The 15,801-nt window shown below is 70.9% G+C and carries 13 protein-coding genes; 4 read left to right on the top strand and 9 right to left on the bottom strand.

The window, feature by feature from the left end; translation table 11 throughout:
• Positions 1-198 precede the first annotated feature (198 nt).
• The 3 genes from BMH31_RS01745 to BMH31_RS01735 are packed head-to-tail and all read right to left on the bottom strand — an operon-like array spanning position 199 to position 3,183.
• A complete protein-coding gene (locus BMH31_RS01745; protein WP_099723625.1) occupies positions 199-1,005 on the bottom strand; it encodes a nitrilase-related carbon-nitrogen hydrolase in 807 nt (268 codons plus the stop codon).
• A 17-nt stretch (positions 1,006-1,022) separates the two neighbouring features.
• A complete protein-coding gene (gene tyrS / locus BMH31_RS01740; protein WP_099723624.1) occupies positions 1,023-2,354 on the bottom strand; it encodes a tyrosine--tRNA ligase in 1,332 nt (443 codons plus the stop codon).
• A 10-nt stretch (positions 2,355-2,364) separates the two neighbouring features.
• Positions 2,365-3,183, bottom strand: a complete 819-nt coding sequence (locus tag BMH31_RS01735) for a nucleotidyltransferase domain-containing protein (protein WP_099723623.1) — start codon at positions 3,181-3,183, stop codon at positions 2,365-2,367.
• A 92-nt stretch (positions 3,184-3,275) separates the two neighbouring features.
• On the opposite strand from BMH31_RS01735, the gene BMH31_RS01730 reads away from it, so the two are divergent.
• Positions 3,276-3,983: an ABC transporter ATP-binding protein gene (locus BMH31_RS01730; protein ID WP_099723622.1), complete on the top strand. Its 708-nt coding sequence runs from the start codon at positions 3,276-3,278 to the stop codon at positions 3,981-3,983.
• Positions 3,980-5,314, top strand: coding sequence for an FtsX-like permease family protein (locus tag BMH31_RS01725; protein WP_099723621.1), 1,335 nt, complete (start codon positions 3,980-3,982; stop codon positions 5,312-5,314). Before BMH31_RS01730 ends, BMH31_RS01725 begins: the two co-directional genes overlap by 4 nt.
• A 70-nt stretch (positions 5,315-5,384) precedes the next feature.
• Here the strand turns inward: BMH31_RS01725 and argH are convergent, their stop codons facing one another.
• From argH to BMH31_RS01695, 6 genes are all read right to left on the bottom strand, one after another.
• Complete coding sequence (gene argH / locus BMH31_RS01720; RefSeq protein WP_099723620.1) at positions 5,385-6,806, bottom strand: argininosuccinate lyase; 1,422 nt, start codon at positions 6,804-6,806, stop codon at positions 5,385-5,387.
• Entirely contained in the window at positions 6,803-7,729 is a 927-nt protein-coding gene (argF, locus tag BMH31_RS01715) for an ornithine carbamoyltransferase (RefSeq protein WP_099723619.1), read from the bottom strand. The genes argH and argF overlap by 4 nt, the downstream gene beginning before the upstream one ends.
• A 96-nt stretch (positions 7,730-7,825) precedes the next feature.
• Positions 7,826-8,470, bottom strand: coding sequence for a hypothetical protein (locus tag BMH31_RS01710; RefSeq protein WP_099723618.1), 645 nt, complete (start codon positions 8,468-8,470; stop codon positions 7,826-7,828).
• Between the two features lie 83 nt (positions 8,471-8,553).
• Positions 8,554-10,464 carry a translational GTPase TypA gene (gene typA / locus BMH31_RS01705; protein ID WP_099723617.1) on the bottom strand — a complete coding sequence of 637 codons (1,911 nt, stop codon included), beginning with the start codon at positions 10,462-10,464 and terminating at the stop codon, positions 8,554-8,556.
• Between the two features lie 168 nt (positions 10,465-10,632).
• A complete protein-coding gene (locus BMH31_RS01700; protein ID WP_099723616.1) occupies positions 10,633-12,072 on the bottom strand; it encodes an amino acid permease in 1,440 nt (479 codons plus the stop codon).
• 60 nt (positions 12,073-12,132) lie between these two features.
• A complete protein-coding gene (locus BMH31_RS01695; protein ID WP_099723615.1) occupies positions 12,133-13,152 on the bottom strand; it encodes an arginase family protein in 1,020 nt (339 codons plus the stop codon).
• 126 nt (positions 13,153-13,278) lie between these two features.
• Between BMH31_RS01695 and hutH the strand changes: the two genes are divergently transcribed.
• Together hutH and BMH31_RS01685 are read left to right on the top strand one after the other, a co-directional pair.
• Entirely contained in the window at positions 13,279-14,850 is a 1,572-nt protein-coding gene (hutH, locus tag BMH31_RS01690) for a histidine ammonia-lyase (RefSeq protein WP_099723614.1), read from the top strand.
• A 150-nt stretch (positions 14,851-15,000) separates the two neighbouring features.
• On the top strand, positions 15,001-15,789 hold the full coding sequence (locus BMH31_RS01685) for an IclR family transcriptional regulator (protein WP_099723613.1): 789 nt from the start codon (positions 15,001-15,003) through the stop codon (positions 15,787-15,789).
• Positions 15,790-15,801 lie beyond the last annotated feature (12 nt).

The raw sequence follows: 15,801 nt of genomic DNA, 5'->3' as shown, positions 1-15,801 counted from the left end.
ACAACAAGTCGGGGTTTCGATGATCCAGAGGGATCCATCCGCGCCAACCGCCCGAGCCGCTTCCGCGTCTCGCACTGTCGCGCTGACAAGGGAATACATTACGCGCACCCCACCCCACCCGCAACACAAGGCACGATCTCGGGCGTGTCCCGTTGATTTCCCGCGGATTCCGCCTTCACGGCCGCAGGAAGCCGTACCTCAGGACCAGCGACCGTAGATCTCAGGACGCCGATCCGCCAGGTAATCGGCGCTCCCCGGCCGCGCTCCGTTGGGATCAGGGATGTCCGCGATCAGCACTTCGCTGCCGCGCCCGGCCGTCCCCAGCACGACCCCCTCCGGGCCGGCCACCGTACTGAGCCCGGCGAAGCCCGCGGTCGGCTCGTCGAGCGGGGCATCCGCCGAGCGCGCGTGATCGGCGTACGCCACCACGAGGCGGTTCTCGGCGGCACGGGCCCGCACCAGCACCTCGGCGACGTAATCGGACTCGCCGTCGATGGCGGTCGGGACCAGCAGCAGGTCGGCCCCGCGAGCGGCCAGCGCCCGCGCAGGTTCCGGGAACTCGATGTCGTAGCAGATCTGGAACGCGACCCGACGGCCGTTCCACTCGGCGATGCGCGGCTCCGCGTCGGACGCGATGAAGGCGAGGCGCTCCTCAGCTCCCCACAGGTGCACCTTCTCGTAGCGGAGCACCTCCGCTCCCCCGCGGTCCCAGAGGCCGGCGGCGATCGCGAAGCCGCCATCCATCCGTGCGGCGGGGAACCCCGCGGCTACGGCGATCCCCCGTGCGGCGGCGATCCGCGACAGCTCCGCGGGGAACTCGGCCACGCGTTCGGGAGTCAACCAGGACGCGAGCGAGCGCGGAACGTACCCGGTGACGAAGAGCTCCGGCGCGAGCAGCAGTTCGGCACCGGCATCGAGCGCGGCGGCAGCCGCCGCGTCGATCGCCGAGAGGTTCTTCTCGGGATCGAGCGGAGCCGCCTCCGCCTGCATCAGTGCGATCCGCATGCTCGCGCCCCGGGGACTCAGTCCTGCGCGACCCGGACGCCCGCGAGCGTCTTCTTGCCGCGGCGCAGCACGGCGAAACGCCCGTGCAGCAGATCGGATTCGGCGAGCACCGCGTCGTCCGCGACGAGTTGCACGTTGTTGACGTAGACCCCGCCCTGCGCGATCGCGCGACGGGCCTCACCCAGGCTGGCCACGAGCCCGGCGTCGACCATCAGCTGCACGATCGCAGCGCCCGCAACGGCCTCCGCCGTCTTGAGCTCCCCGAGCGCGCCGGTCAGCGTCTGCAGATCGAGCGTCGACAGATCACCCCGGCCGAACAGCGCCTCGGAGGCGTCGATCGCGCCCTGAGTCGCGACCGAACCGTGCACGAGCGTCGTCACCTCGAGCGCGAGTCGTTTCTGCGCGGCGCGGCGGAACGGCTCCTCCTCGACCTGACGCGCGTAGTCCTCGATCTCGGCGCGCGACAGGAACGTGAAGACCTTGAGCCGGTCGATCACGTCGGCGTCAGCCTGGTTGAGCCAGAACTGGTAGAAGGTGTACGGCGAGCACATATCGGCATCGAGCCAGATCGCGTTGCCCTCGCTCTTACCGAACTTGGTGCCGTCCGAGTTCGTGATCAGCGGGGTGCCGATCGCGTGCGCCGACTGCCCCTCAACCTTGCGGATCAGGTCGGTGCCGCTCGTCAGGTTGCCCCACTGATCGCTGCCGCCGGACTGCAGCTTGCAGTCGTACTGGCGGAAGAGCTCGAGGAAGTCGAAGCCCTGCAGGATCTGGTAGCTGAACTCGGTGTAGCTGATGCCCTCGTCCGAGTTCAGTCGGGCCGAGACGGCGTCCTTCTTCAGCATGGTGCCGACGCGGAAGTGCTTGCCGATCTCGCGCAGGAAGTCGATCGCCGACAGCGGGGCCGTCCAGTCGAGGTTGTTGACGAGACGCACCGCGTTGTCGCCCTCGCTCGAGAGGAACCGCGAGACCTGCCCCTGGAGGCGCGTGACCCACTCGGCCACGGTGTCTCGGCTGTTCAGCGTGCGCTCGGCGGTGGGTCGGGGATCGCCGATCAGACCCGTCGAGCCGCCGACCAGGCCGAGGGGCTTATGCCCTTTGAGCTGGATGCGGCGCAGCAGCAGCAGCTGCACCAGGTTGCCGAGGTGCAGGCTGGGTGCGGTCGGGTCGAAACCGCAGTAATAGGTGAACGGGGCGCCCTCGAAGAGTTCGGACAGGGCCCCGGCATCGGTCGAGACATGGATCAGCCCGCGCCACTCCAGCTCGTCCCAGAGGGTCTCGAAGCTGTCGTCGTTGCGCTGGGCCGCCAGGATCTCGGCGCGCTCATCTACTGCAGTCACGCTCGACATCGTACCGGGTTCAGCGGGTCGTCCGGCTCCCGGCGCGGAGCTCCTCGATGAACCAGGCGTCGGCCAGCGCCCGCACCTCGTCCCACCGCGCTCCGCGCTCGGGGTCGCCGAGCACCGCATCGCGCCGTTCGGCGCGGCCGAACTCCTCCTCCGTGAAGCGGACCAGCACCGAGGGGCGCGCCGCGTCGCCGAGCTCACGGGTGACCGCCTTGGCCGCGATCAGCTCCGCGACCGCGTCCGCGATGTCGGCGCCCACCGACGATTCGGCGATCAGGGTCGGCAGATCCATCGGCGGCAGCGCGGACTCCGGGTGGTCGGCGAGCCAGCGCAGCGCCGCCGCCGGCCGGAGCGCGTAGAAGAAGCGCTTGAGCGAACTCCCGGAGCTCAGCTGCTGCCTGCCGACGTGGAGGTAGTGCCGTTCGATCAGTTCGCGCGCGACGATCTCGTCGGCGAGCGCGAGCAGCCGGTCTCGGAACGCCGGGTCGCCGGTGTAGACGATCGGCGATCGCAACCACTCGAGCGCCGCCGCATTGCCTTTCGCGATGAGCTTGACCGCTTTCGCGAGGTCCCAGCCGTTGACATCGAACACCCGGTCGAGGGGCGTCTCGATCACGTCGCGGCCCGGCCACAGCGACAGGTAGTCGTCGGACGGGCGCACGTAGAGGAACCGGCAGTCGTAATCGCTGTCCGGGGAGGGGAAGCCCCACGCGCGGCTGCCGCTCTCGATGGCCCACGGGATCCGGACCCCGTGCTCCCGTTCGACGCCCGAAAGGCGCGCGTCGATCCCCGCGACGACCTGCGGGTCGAGAGAGTCCGGAATGGTGCGCATGTCCCAGACGATAGCCGAGTCAGACCCCGGTGCCACAGGATCGGCACCGCGGGTCGATCCGCCGCCGCGCCCGCACGGCGAGGCTGGATCCCATGACGAACACGATCCTGCAGGCCGTCGGCCTCACGCAGCAGTACGGACCGACCCGGGCGCTCGACGGCGTCTCCATCGCCTTCGCCGAGGGCACCGCGACCGCGATCATGGGAGCCTCAGGGTCGGGCAAGACGACCCTGCTGCACGCGCTCGCCGGGATCCGCACCCCCGACACCGGCTCGGTGCACTACGCGGGCAGCGAGATCAGTGGCCTCTCCGATGCCGACCGCAGCCGGCTGCGCCGGCAGCACTTCGGCTTCGTGTTCCAGCAGGGCCTGCTCGTGCCCGAACTCACCGCGGTCGAGAACGTCGCCCTCGCTCTGATGCTGAACGGCACCCCGCGTCGCCAGGCGATCGGTCCCGCCGCCCAGTGGCTCGCGGCGCTCGGCCTCGCGGGCCTCGAGGACCGTCGCATCGGCGAGCTCTCGGGCGGCCAGGCGCAGCGCGTCGCCATCGCCCGGGCGCAGGTCACCGGCGCGCGCATCGTCTTCGCCGACGAGCCGACCGGCGCCCTCGACTCCGTCACCTCCGACGAGGTCATGAACGCGCTGCTCGGCTCGACCGTCGGACGCGGTCAGACGCTCGTCGTCGTGACCCACGATCCCTCGGTCGCGGCCCGCTGCCAGCGGGTCGTGACCGTGCGCGACGGTCGGATCGTCGCGGATCAGCCCACCCAGCAGGTGTCCGCAGCGGGGGTCCCCCAGTGATCCTCCGCGTCCTCCCCCTGCTATCCCGGCCCAGCCGGCAGGGCGCGAGCGCCCTCGTGCTGCCCGCCGTCGCGTTCCTCAGCGTGACCGCGCTGCTCGCCATCGTGCTCGGCGGCGCGCAGACCTTCTGGGGCTACTCCGACGACCTCGCACCCATGTACTGGGCGTTCACCGTGATCGCGCTCGTACTGCTGATCGTGCCGCTGCTGTCGCTCGGCGCCGCCGCGGCCCGGCTCTCGGCCCGCCGTCGCGACGAGCGCCTCGCGATCCTGCGGCTGCTCGGCGCGACCGGCCGCGGCACCGCCGGTCTCGCGGTCGTCGAGGCCGCGGGCATCGCGCTGATCGGCTCGCTGCTCGGCACCGGGCTCGCCTACGCGCTGTCACCGCTGATCGGACTGATCCCGTTCCGCGGCGAGGCGCTCGGCGCGGCGGGCGTCGCGCTCCCGCTCTGGGCCTCCGGCCTGCTCGTGCTCGGCGTCGTGCTCGTCGCGACCGTCAGCGCGATCTCGAGCCTGCGCCGCGTCATCATCTCGCCCCTCGGTGTCGCGCTCAAGCAGTCGGCGCCCAAGGTGCCGTGGGTGCAGGCGCTCGTCGCCGTCGCGGCGATCCTGATCGCTTCGTTCGTCGTCAGCAACATCGGCGGCCTCGGCCAGGCCGGCGGAGTCATGGCCCTCATCGCGGGGCTCGGTATCTGCTTCGGCATCGCCCTGCTCGCGCTCGACCTCATCGGCGCCTGGGTGCTCTCGCTCTTCGGCAAGGGCAAGGCCCGCCGCGCGCAGCGCCCGGCCGACCTGATCGCGGCGCGGCTGGTGCTCGAATCGCCCCGCGCGGCCTGGCGTCAGGTGTCCGGCGTCGCCATGTCGAGCTTCATGGCGGTGTTCGCCGGGTCCGGGATCGCGCTCATGAGCATGGCCGACGCGGAAGCCGGGGATCTCGTCGGCCCCGAACGCTTCCTCATCGGAGACATCCGCACCGGCATCGCCATCACGGTCATCGGGACGTTCCTCATGGTCGCCTGCTCGGTGGGCGTGAACCAGGCCGCGCAGATCCTCGACCGGCGGGACGTCGCCCGCTCGCTCGACATCATGGGCACCCCGATCGCGGTGCAGGACGCGGCACGGCGCAAGGCGACCATGCTGCCGTTGCTGCTCGCCTCGGTGGGATCCGCGATCCTCGCGGCGGTGCTGCTGTTCCCGCTGGTGGGGATCGCGGTGATCGTCGCACCGCTCTCGCTCGCGGTGACGCTGTCGACCGTCGCGGTCGGGATCCTCGTCGTCGCGGCCGCGCTGCTCGCGACGCGGCCGCTGCTGCGGGCCTCCGTGCGGAGCTGATCCGCGCAGCCGCTGCAACGCAGTGAGGGGGTGCCGGTCGACCGGCACCCCCTCACTGCATCTCCGAACGTCAGACGCTGCGGAACTCGCCGATCCGCTCGGCGAGGCGCGCGAGCTGCTCGTCGACCCGCACGCGGGCGGTGCCGCCTGCACCGGTACGCGAGTTGACGGACCCCTCGATCGTGAGCACGTCGCGCACGCCCGGCGTGAGGTGCGGAGAGACCTGGCTCAGCTGCTCGTCGCTCGGCTCGTGCAGTTCGAGCCCGCGCTCCTCGCAGAAGCGCACCAGCTCGCCCGAGATCTCGTGCGCGTCGCGGAAGATCACGCCCTGCTTCACGAGCCACTCGGCGACGTCGGTCGCGAGCGAGAAGCCCTGCGGCGCGAGCTCCGCCATCCGATCGGTGTCGAAGCTCATGGTCGCGACCATGCCGGTGAACGCAGGCAGCAGCAGTTCGAGCTGGGCGACGGAGTCGAACACCGGCTCCTTGTCCTCCTGCAGGTCGCGGTTGTAGGCGAGCGGGAGACCCTTGAGGGTGGCGAGCAGCCCCGTCAGATTGCCGATGAGGCGGCCCGACTTGCCGCGCGCCAGCTCGGCGATGTCCGGGTTCTTCTTCTGCGGCATGATCGACGATCCCGTCGAGTAGCCGTCGTGCAGGCGGACGAAGCCGAACTCCTTGGTGTTCCAGAGGATGATCTCCTCGGAGAAGCGGGAGAGGTCGATGCCAATCTGCGCGCAGATGAACGCGAACTCGGCGACCACGTCGCGCGCGGCGGTGCCGTCGATCGAGTTCTCGAGCGGATCGCCGAGGCCGAGCTCCGCCGCGACGAGTCGCGGATCGAGTCCGAGCGAGGAGCCCGCGAGCGCGCCGCCGCCGTAGGGCGAGGCGCTGGCGCGGTGGCCCCAGTCGCGCAGACGCTCGAGGTCGCGCACGATCGGCCAGGCGTGGGCGGCGAGCTGGTGCGCGAGGAGCACCGGCTGCGCGTGCTGCAGGTGGGTGCGCCCCGGCAGGATCGCGTCCGGGTGCGCGAGAGCCTGGTCGAGGATCGCGCCGACGAGGTCGAGCAGCAGGCTGCGGATCGCGTCGGCGTGGTCGAGCAGGTAGAGACGCACGAGCGTCGCGATCTGGTCGTTGCGGCTGCGGCCCGCGCGGAGCTTGCCGCCGAGCTGCACGCCCGCGATGTCGATCAGCCCGCGCTCGAGCGCGGAGTGCACGTCCTCGTCCTCGTCGCCGGGCAGGAACGCTCCCTCGGCGACCCGGCTCGACAGCTCGTCGAGCGCGTCCCGCATGCGCTTCAGCTCGTCGTCGTCGAGGTAGCCCGCGGCGGCGAGCGCCGTGGCGTGCGCGCGGGAACCGCGGATGTCGTACTGCGCGAGCGCCCAATCGAAGTGGGTCGACTTCGACAGCGCGGTGAGCGCGGGGGCGGGGCCGCTGGCGAAGCGTCCGCCCCAGAGGGCTCCGGCCTCGGCGGCGCGGTTCGTGTTCTCGGTCATGCGTCTTCCTTCAACAGCCAGGTCATCAGCGCCTTCTGCGCGTGCAATCGGTTCTCGGCCTCGTCCCACACCACGCTCTGCGCGCCGTCGATCACCTCGGGGGCGACCTCGTACTCGCGGTAGGCCGGCAGGCAGTGCAGGAAGATGGCGTCGGGCTTCGCCTGCGCCATCAGCTCAGGGGTCACCCGGTAGGCGCCGAACGTCTCGATGCGCTCGGCCTTCTCGCTCTCCTGACCCATCGACACCCAGGTGTCGGTGATCACCGCGTCGGCCCCCGAGACCGCGGCCGCCGGGTCGGCGAGCACGGTGACGCTGCCGCCCGTGCCCGCGGCGATCGCTTCGGCCTCGGCGATGATGTCGGCGCGGGGGTGGTACCCCGCGGGGCCGGCGACGCGGATGTGCATGCCCGCCGTGGCGAAGCCGAGCAGGTAGGAGTGCCCCATGTTGTTCGCCGCGTCGCCGACGTAGGTCGCCGTGAGGCCGGCGAGCTCGCCCTTCTGCTCGCGGATCGTCTGCAGGTCGGCGAGGATCTGGCAGGGGTGGAAGTCGTCGGAGAGCGCGTTGATCACGGGCACCCGCGAGTGCTCCGCCATCTCTTCGAGCCCGGCGTGCTCGAAGGTGCGCCAGACGATCAGGTCGACCATGCGCGAGATCACCTTGGCCGTGTCGGAGATCGTCTCCTTCACGCCGAGCTGCGCCTCCCCCGGGTTCACGATGAGGGCGGAGCCGCCGAGGTCGGCGATGCCGGTCGCGAAGCTGAAGCGGGTGCGCGTCGACGTCTTGTCGAAGATCACCGCCGCCGTGCGCGGGCCCTCGAGCGGTCGCTCCGCGAACCGGTCCTGCTTCAGTCGGGCGGCGAGGTCGAGGACCTCCCGCTGCTCGGCCGGGCTCAGGTCGTCATCGCGCAGGAAATGTCGGGTCACAGCACCAGCCTAGTCGCGCGGCGGGGCCTCGCGGTCCCCGGGCTCGGGCCCACCCGGGCCGGTCGCCGCGCGCCCGCCCGTGCGGCCGGCGCTCCGCTAGGACCGGAGTTCGGCGAGCACCACCGGATCGGCCTGCCCCGGCCAGCTCACCCGCAGCGCATAGGCGTCGCCCGGTTCGCGGCCCGGCACGGCGATCCGGTGCAGCACGAGCATCGCGGTGCCGTTCTCCGCGCGGCTCGACTCCCCCAGGTCGACGACGCTCGCGTCGGCGAGGTCCGGGACCGCGTCCCGCGGCGAGCCGCTGCCCTGGATCCGGGTGTGCACCGCGCGCTCGACGACGTTGCCCGCGGCATCCTGCGCGAACTCCGCGGCCTCGTGCCCGCCGTGCGCCATCACCTCGGCGATCACCGAGCGGAACACCGGATCCCCCATGGCGTCGCTCGCCCACCGCTTGCCGAGCACGCCGTGCTGCATCACGCCGACGAGGAAGGCGCCTCCGCCTTCCACCGTCTCTTCGAGCGGTGCCCCGCGGTAGCTGAGCGGCACGTGGTAGACGGTGTCATCGCCCGCGGTGAAGAGGTGCCCCTCGAGCCCGACCTCGCCCGCCGGGTCGTCGAGCCGGTACGCGCCCACCCGCTCGAGCTTCGTCGCATCGCCGTGGAACCAGGGCTGCGCGGGCAGCCAAGCCGCCAGCAGTTCGACCTTCGAGGGGACCAGGGTCGTCTCGTGCATGAGTGCCATGGGGCGATCCTACGCCCCTTCGAACGACGAAGCCCCGCCTGCCGGAGAACCGACGGGCGGGGCTTCGCAGGAGCGCGGACGCGCTACTTCGCGAGCTGCTGCTTGAGGCGCGACGCCGCGCGTGCGCGCAGGCTCGCCTCGAGCTCCACCTTGCGGATGCGGACGACCTCGGGGGTCACCTCGACGCACTCGTCCTCGCGGGCGAACTCCAGGCACTCCTCGAGCGTCAGGACGCGCGGCGGGGTCATCGACTCGAAGGAATCGGCCGTCGACGAACGCATGTTCGTCAGCTTCTTCTCCTTGGTGATGTTCACGTCCATGTCCTCGGAACGCGAGTTCTCACCGATGACCATGCCCTCGTACACCTCTGCGGTGGGCTGGACGAAGAAGGTCATGCGCTCCTGCAGGTTGATGAGCGAGAACGGGGTGACGACACCCGCGCGGTCGGCGACGATCGACCCGTTGTTCCGGGTGACGATCGGGCCCGCCCACTCGTCGTACCCGTGCGAGATCGCGTTCGCGATACCGGTGCCGCGAGTCGTGGTCATGAATTCCGAGCGGAAGCCGATGAGGCCGCGCGACGGGACGATGAACTCCATGCGCACCCAGCCGGTGCCGTTGTTCACCATGTTCTCCATGCGGCCCTTGCGCGCCGCGAGCAGCTGCGTGATCGCACCGAGGTGCTCCTCGGGGGTGTCGATCGTGAGGTGCTCGTAGGGCTCGTGAGTCTTGCCGTCGACCTGCTTCGTGACCACCTGCGGCTTGCCGACGGTCAGCTCGAAGCCCTCACGACGCATGTTCTCGACGAGGATGGCGAGCGCGAGCTCGCCGCGGCCCTGCACCTCCCAGGCATCAGGACGCTCAGTGTTGAGCACGCGCAGCGAGACGTTGCCGATGAGCTCGCGATCGAGGCGGTCCTTGATCATGCGGGCGGTCAGCTTGTGACCCTTGACCTTGCCGACGAGCGGCGAGGTGTTCGCGCCGATGGTCATCGAGATGGCGGGCTCGTCGACCGTGATGGTCGGCAGCGGACGCACGTCCTCGGCGTCGGCGATGGTCTCGCCGATGGTGATGTCCTCGATGCCGGCGATCGCGACGATATCGCCGGGGCCCGCCTTCTCGGCCGGGTAGCGGGTGAGCGCCTTGGTGAGCATGAGCTCGGTGATGCGCACGTTCTGCACGGTGCCGTCCTGCTTCACCCACGCGACGGTCTCGCCCTTGTGGATCCAACCGTTGTGCACGCGGAGCAGCGCGATACGGCCGAGGAACGGCGACGAGTCGAGGTTGGTGACGTGCGCCTGCAGCGGGTGCTCGTCATCGAAGCTCGGCGCGGGGACGCGGTCGATGATGACCTCGAACAGGGGCTCGAGATCCGGGTTGTTCGGCAGTTCGCCGTCACCGGGACGCTCGTGCGACGCGGCGCCCGCGCGTCCCGAGAGGTAGACGGTCGGCACGTCGAGCACGGCGTCGACGTCGATGTCGGGGTGATCCTCGGAGAGGTCGGAAGCCAGGCCGAGCAGCAGGTCCTGGGCCTCGCCCTCGACCTCCTCGATGCGGGCATCGGGACGGTCGGTCTTGTTCACCGCGAGGATCACGGGAAGGTGCGCCTCGAGCGCCTTGCGCAGCACGAAGCGGGTCTGGGGCAGCGGGCCCTCGGACGCGTCGACGAGCAGCACGACACCGTCGACCATGGACAGCGCGCGCTCGACCTCGCCACCGAAGTCCGCGTGACCCGGAGTGTCGACCACGTTGATGACGATGGGGCCGTTCTTCGCGTGCTCGCCCTCGTAGGAGATGGCGGTGTTCTTCGCGAGGATCGTGATGCCCTTCTCGCGCTCGAGATCGTTCGAGTCCATGACCCGATCGTCGACCTCGGCGTGCGCGTCGAAGGAGTTGGTCTGGCGCAGCATGGCGTCGACGAGCGTGGTCTTGCCGTGGTCGACGTGCGCGACGATTGCGACGTTCCGGAGGTCTTCGCGGGTGGCAAGAGCCATAAGCAGTGGTGTCCTAACGAGACGGAGAGACGGCGTCGGCGGAGCGGGATGCCGGGACATCGGAGGCACGCGAAACGCGCCGGACGTCACAAGGCCGACGTGCAATTGTAACGGATGGGAGTGAATCGCACATCACGCACCGGATCCGCACCCGCTCGGCAGGACGGCTCAGTCGTCGACGATCACGCCGATCGGCGCCGTCTCGTCGACGAGCTCGTGCCGCTGCCGCCCCTTGCCCCGCACCAGCGCGAAGTACCCGACGAGCAACAGCGCGATCCAGATGATCCCGACCACGAGCGCGGGCCGGGTGTCCTCCATCACGCCGATCATCACGATGACGAATCCGATAAAGACGATCGTGGCGATCGAGGCCGCCGGCCACAGGGGCACGGGGAACTCGCTCGGCAGGCGGCCGTCGCGCGCGATCTCGCGCTTCATGCGTACGTGGGCGACGAGGATCATGAGCCAGACCAGCACCGTCGCGAAGGTCGCGAGAGCGGCGATGAGGAAGAAGATCTGGTCGGGGAACAGCGCGTTCAGCACGACGCCGACGAGCAGTGCTGCGACCATCGTGAGCACCGTCAACCACGGCACGCCGGTGCGGGTGACGCGCATGAACGCTCGCGGCGCCTGCCCCTGCTCGGCGAGACCGTGCAGCATGCGCCCGGCGCCGAAGATGTCGGCGTTGATCGCCGAGAGCGCGGCGGTGATGACCACGGCGTTGAGCACGTGCGCGGCACCGGAGAGGCCGAGGGTCTCGAAGATCGACACGAACGGGCTCGCCTTGCCGTCGATCGTGTTCCACGGCTGCAGGCACATGATGATGCCGAGGGTGAGCACGTAGAAGAGCAGGATCCGGACCGGGACCGAGTTGATGGCCTTCGGGATCACGCGCTTCGGATCCTGGGCCTCGCCCGCGGTGATGCCGATCACTTCGGTGCCGCCGAACGCGAACATCACGACGGTGAAAGAGGCGAGCAGCCCCCAGACACCGTTCGGCATGAAGCCGCCGTGGTCGACGAGGTTGTGCAGGCCGGCCGCATTCTCGCTCTGGGTCGAGATCCCGAAGACGATGATGGCGATACCGCCCGCGATCATGAGGATGATCGCGACGATCTTGATGAGCGAGAACCAGAACTCGAGCTCGCCGAACACCTTGACGCTGATCAGGTTGAGCGCCGCGATGAAGAAGACGACCGCGAGCACCCAGATCCACCGCTCGACGTCGGGGAACCAGAACCCCATGTAGACGCCGAACGCGGTGACGTCGGCGAGCGCGACCACGAACATCTCGAACGTGTAGGTCCACCCGGTGAGGAATCCGGCGAACGGGCCCACGTATCGGGAGGCGTACTGGGCGAATGAGCCGGAGACCGGATGCCGGACGGCCATCTCGCCGAGCGCGCGCATCACCATGAACACGGCGGCGCCGCCGATCATGTAGGCGAGCAGCACCGCAGGGCCGGCGGCCTGGATCGCACCGGCCGAGCCCATGAAGAGGCCCGTGCCGATGGCGGAGCCGAGCGCCATGAAGCGGATGTGCCGGGCGGTGAGGCCGCGCTTCAGCGTGGTGGGTGCGGGCGCACCCGTATCGAGCGTGGTGTCCATCTTCGGGTCCTTCGGGTCCTTCAGTTCTGAGGTCGGCGTGCGTCGTTCCGAGCGGAGGGATTACCGCTGGAGGCGGTGGGCCAGGCCCACCGCGGCGTCGAGCACGCAGAGCGCCGCGAGGCGCACCGTGCGACCGTCGGCGGAGTCCGCGGTGGCGTCGATCTCGGCGAGGTCGATGCCGCGCACGCGCGGATCCTCGGCGAAGAGCCGGGCGAAGCGTCGAAGCTCGTGCGCCTGGATGCCCCCGGGGATCGACGCCGGGCAGGCGGGCACCACCGATCGGTCGCAGACGTCGACGTCCAGGTCGACGTGGATCGGGCCGCCTGCGGCGCCCGCGATCTCGAGCGACTCTGCGACGATATCGCGCAGCGGCCGGTCGTGGAGCTCGTCGCGGTGGATCACGGTGATGCCGAGGTCCTTCGCCCGCTGCCGGTAGGCGCGCGAGTTCGCGAAGTCGGCGATGCCGATCTGCACGATCCGGCGCGGATCGAGCCCCGCTTCGACGAGGCGGCGCACGGGCGATCCGTTGCTGCGGCCATCGCGCAGGTCGTGGTGCGCGTCGAGGGTGATGAGCCCGGCGGTGCCGAGCTCGTCGCCGTACACGCCGAGCGCGGCCGGTACCGTGAGCGAGTTGTCGCCGCCGAGCGCGACGACGAGCTGCGCCCGGCGCGCGAGCGCGGCGACCGCCTCGGTCGCCGCGTGCTCCCCCGCCTCGGAATCGGGGTCGTGCAGATCCCCCGCGTCGACGATGCGCAGGGCCTCCTCGATGATCAGCTCCGCTTCGTCTCCCCGCGTGCCCGGCGCGCCCTCGGCCACCGCGTGGCCGGAGTAACGGCGCAGCGCCGCCCGGATCGCCGCCGGGGTCTCGTGCGCGTTGGTCGGCGAGAGCGAGGTCTGCGACACCGGGATCCCGACGAGGGCGAGGTCCGCCTCCTGCCCGGAGTCGGCGGGCCAGCCTCCCGTTCGCGGCCAGGCCGGATCGACGGAGAGGCCGGCGGCTGCGGCCGTCTCGAATCCCTTCGGATCGACGGCGGGACGCGCGGCGAGGGCGCGGGCTGCGGTGATGGCGTCAGTGCTCATGGGGCGACCGTAGCAAGATTCGACGGCGGGTTCGGAGGGGACGATCGCGGAGCCCGTCCGGGATACCGGACGGTTCGCGGGCGCATGCCCTGCCGCCGGGGCCGCGCGTGCGGTGGGATCGAATCCATGAACACCACTGCACCCGTGATCCTCGGCGAGACCTCCCTGACCATCGCCGACGTCGTCTCCGTCGCCCGCAAGGACGCCCGCGTCGAGATCGGCGCCGGCGCCCTCGAACGCATCGCCGCCAGCCGCCGGGTCATCGACGACCTCGCGAACGACACCCGCCCCCACTACGGCGTCTCGACCGGCTTCGGCGCGCTCGCCAAGGTCCAGATCCCCGTCGAGAAGCGCCAGCAGCTGCAGCGCAGCCTCATCCGCTCGCACGCGGCCGGTACCGGCGCCGAGGTCGAGCGCGAGGTCGTCCGCGCGCTCATGCTGCTCCGTCTCAACACCCTCGCTTCGGGCCGCACCGGTGTGCGCCCCGTCGTCGCCGAGACCTACGCGGCGATCCTCAACGCGGGCATCACCCCCGTCGTGCACGAGTACGGCTCGCTCGGCTGCTCGGGCGACCTCAGCCCCCTCGCCCACTGCGCGCTCACGCTGCTCGGCGAGGGCGACGTGCGTGTCTCCCGGGATCCGCACGATGCCCCGATCCCCGCGGCCGAGGCCCTCGCCGCGGCCGGAATCGAGCCGATCTCGCTCGTCGAGAAGGAGGGCCTCGCCCTCATCAACGGCACCGACGGCATGCTGGGCATGCTCAGCCTCGCGCTCACCGACCTCGCCGATCTGCTCCGCATCGCCGACGTCGCCGCGGCTGCATCGGTCGAGGCCCTCACCGGCACCGACGCCGTGTTCGCCGCCGACCTGCACGCGCTGCGCCCGCACCCGGGCCAGGCCGCCGCGGCCGCCAACATGGCCGCGGTGCTCGCGGACTCGCACCTGATCCAGCGCCCGCAGGAGGGCGTGTTCACCCGCGTGCAGGACGCGTACTCGCTGCGCTGCGCCCCGCAGGTGCACGGCGCCGCCCGCGATACCGCCGCGTACGCGGCGCAGGTCGCGTCGATCGAGCTGCGCTCGGCGGTCGACAACCCGGTCGTGCTGCCCGACGGTCGCGTCGAGTCGAACGGCAACTTCCACGGCGCACCCGTCGCGTACGTGCTCGACTTCCTCGCGATCGCCGTCGCCGACCTCGCGTCGATCAGCGAGCGCCGCACCGACCGGTTCCTCGACGTGTCGCGCAACCACGGGCTGCCCCCGTTCCTCGCGGCCGACGCGGGGCTCGACTCGGGCCTCATGATCGCCCAGTACACCGCAGCCGGCATCGTGTCGGAGCTGAAGCGGCTCGCCGCCCCGGCATCGGTCGACTCGATCCCGTCCTCGGCCATGCAAGAGGATCACGTGTCGATGGGTTGGGCCGCCGGTCGCAAGCTGCGTCGCGCGATCGACGGCCTCGGCCGCGTGCTCGCCATCGAACTGCTCACCTCGACCCGCGCACTCGATTTCCGCGCCGCTCAGCCCGAGCACGGCGCCCCGGCGCCCGCCACGGCCGCGGTGCACGCCCTGTTCCGCACCGAGATCTCGGCGCCCGACACCGATTCGTTCCTGTCGCCGACCATCACGGCGGCGCACCGCTTCGTCGAGAGCGGTGCCGTGCTCGACGCGGTCGAGAGCGCACTCGGCGCGCCGCTCGCCTGAGCCCGCACCGCTGCGGGCAGACTGTCCGCAGCGGAACCGGTGCGGGGAGACCCGCTCGATGCCCGGTGGCCCCGTCAGACGCGGGGCCGCCGGAACGGTGCCGCGCGCCGGGGGTCCGCACTGGGGGAACAGTGATTGAGAGGACGAACGATGTCTGACGACTCGCCGAAGGTTCCCGCCGCGGACCAGACCCTGCGGATCCTGAGCCTGCTCGCGAGCTCGCGCGGCCCCATGGCCGCGAGCATGATCGCGACGCAGCTCGGCCTGCCGCGATCCACCGTCTACCACCTGCTGGCCACGCTGCAGGAGCACGGCTTCGTCATGCACCTGCCCGAGGAGCGCCGCTACGGCCTCGGCCTCGCCGCCGTCGAGCTGAGCTCGGCCTACGCGCGGCAGGAACCCCTCACGCGGATCGGGCGCCCCCTGCTGGCCGGCCTCGTCGACCGGCTCGGCATGAGCGGCCACCTCGCGGTGCCGCACGGCCGCGACGTGCTCTACGTAATCGAAGAGCGCGCGCCTGGATCCCCGCCCCTCATCACCGATGTCGATGTGCGTCTGCCCCTGCAGCTCACCGCGAGCGGACGGGCGATCCTCGCCGCCCTGCCGAAGGCGCAGGTGCGCGCACTCTTCCCGGATCGGGAGTCGTTCGTGCACCGCCACGAGGACCTCGAGGGCATCGACCGCTACTCGCGTCTCCGCACCGTGCTCGATGACACGAGCACCCGCGGCTACGCGCTCGAGCGCGGCTCGGTCACCGCGGGCCTCGCCTCGGTCGGCGTGCCCGTGCTCGACCACCGCGGCTGGCCGGTGGCCGCCATCGCGGTCACCTTCCCGGAATCGCGCGTGCCCGACGACGCGTACCCCGGTCTCGCGGCAGAGGTGCGCCGCACGGCCGAAACGCTCTCGACCCGCATCCACGGGCGCAGCGCGCGGGTGTAGGCCAGGCAGAAC

It is taken from the genome of Leucobacter sp. OLIS6 (genome assembly GCF_002752355.1).
GTDB lineage: Bacteria > Actinomycetota > Actinomycetes > Actinomycetales > Microbacteriaceae > Leucobacter.
The sequence above is the reverse complement of the archived record's forward strand: the minus strand, read 5'-3'. Positions and strand labels throughout refer to the sequence as shown.

Bases quoted from the DNA above. Each gene is read 5' to 3' on its own strand.
- BMH31_RS01695 (WP_099723615.1), bottom strand. From the start codon at position 13,152: ATGAGCACTGACGCCATCACCGCAGCCCGCGCCCTCGCCGCGCGTCCC.
- tyrS (WP_099723624.1), bottom strand. From the start codon at position 2,354: ATGTCGAGCGTGACTGCAGTAGATGAGCGCGCCGAGATCCTGGCGGCC.
- hutH (WP_099723614.1), top strand. From the start codon at position 13,279: ATGAACACCACTGCACCCGTGATCCTCGGCGAGACCTCCCTGACCATC.
- BMH31_RS01710 (WP_099723618.1), bottom strand. From the start codon at position 8,470: ATGGCACTCATGCACGAGACGACCCTGGTCCCCTCGAAGGTCGAACTG.
- argH (WP_099723620.1), bottom strand. From the start codon at position 6,806: ATGACCGAGAACACGAACCGCGCCGCCGAGGCCGGAGCCCTCTGGGGC.
- typA (WP_099723617.1), bottom strand. From the start codon at position 10,464: ATGGCTCTTGCCACCCGCGAAGACCTCCGGAACGTCGCAATCGTCGCG.
- BMH31_RS01730 (WP_099723622.1), top strand. From the start codon at position 3,276: ATGACGAACACGATCCTGCAGGCCGTCGGCCTCACGCAGCAGTACGGA.
- BMH31_RS01700 (WP_099723616.1), bottom strand. From the start codon at position 12,072: ATGGACACCACGCTCGATACGGGTGCGCCCGCACCCACCACGCTGAAG.
- BMH31_RS01735 (WP_099723623.1), bottom strand. From the start codon at position 3,183: ATGCGCACCATTCCGGACTCTCTCGACCCGCAGGTCGTCGCGGGGATC.
- BMH31_RS01685 (WP_099723613.1), top strand. From the start codon at position 15,001: ATGTCTGACGACTCGCCGAAGGTTCCCGCCGCGGACCAGACCCTGCGG.
- BMH31_RS01745 (WP_099723625.1), bottom strand. From the start codon at position 1,005: ATGCGGATCGCACTGATGCAGGCGGAGGCGGCTCCGCTCGATCCCGAG.